The sequence below is a fragment of the Bacillus sp. RB3 genome (assembly GCF_030164735.1).
Lineage (GTDB): Bacteria > Bacillota > Bacilli > Bacillales > Bacillaceae_G > Bacillus_A > Bacillus_A cereus.
The window spans coordinates 1-431 of record NZ_JASNGE010000107.1; the positions used below are offsets into that span (position 1 = coordinate 1).

The following is a 431-nucleotide window of genomic DNA, read 5'->3' on the forward strand; positions in this document are numbered from 1 at the left end:
GTACCAATTGTAACCCCATTTTCCTCTAATGCACTAATTGCACCGTAAGACCAAGAATTTTTATCAACATCTGCAAATTTTGTTGTTTTCGTTGCCTTAAATTTAAAAGCATTTGTAAGCACTTGTGCCATTTGTTCACGAGTTAAAATATCATCTGGACCATACTTCCCATCACCAAATCCATTTACAAGTCCTGCTTTAGCAAGTGCTAAGATTTCTTTTTCAAACAAATGTCCTTTAATATCAGTAAAAGGATTTTTGAAGCTAGCATCTGCATCTGCTGGTTTTACGTACATATAAATCATACGAGCAACTTGCCCACGAGTTACATTATCACCAAAGCCAAAGATATTATTTCCGTACCCTTGCACTACTTTACGATTTGTTAAATCATAAATTGCTTTTGTAGACCAGTGATTTGCTGGAACATC

1 protein-coding gene is annotated in these 431 nt (G+C 35.3%); it reads right to left on the minus strand.

The genetic code is table 11. The annotated features are described in order from the left end of the window. Nucleotides 1–431, minus strand: a 431-nt coding sequence (locus QO049_RS30540) for an S-layer homology domain-containing protein (protein WP_141442063.1), incomplete at both ends; no start/stop codon positions are given.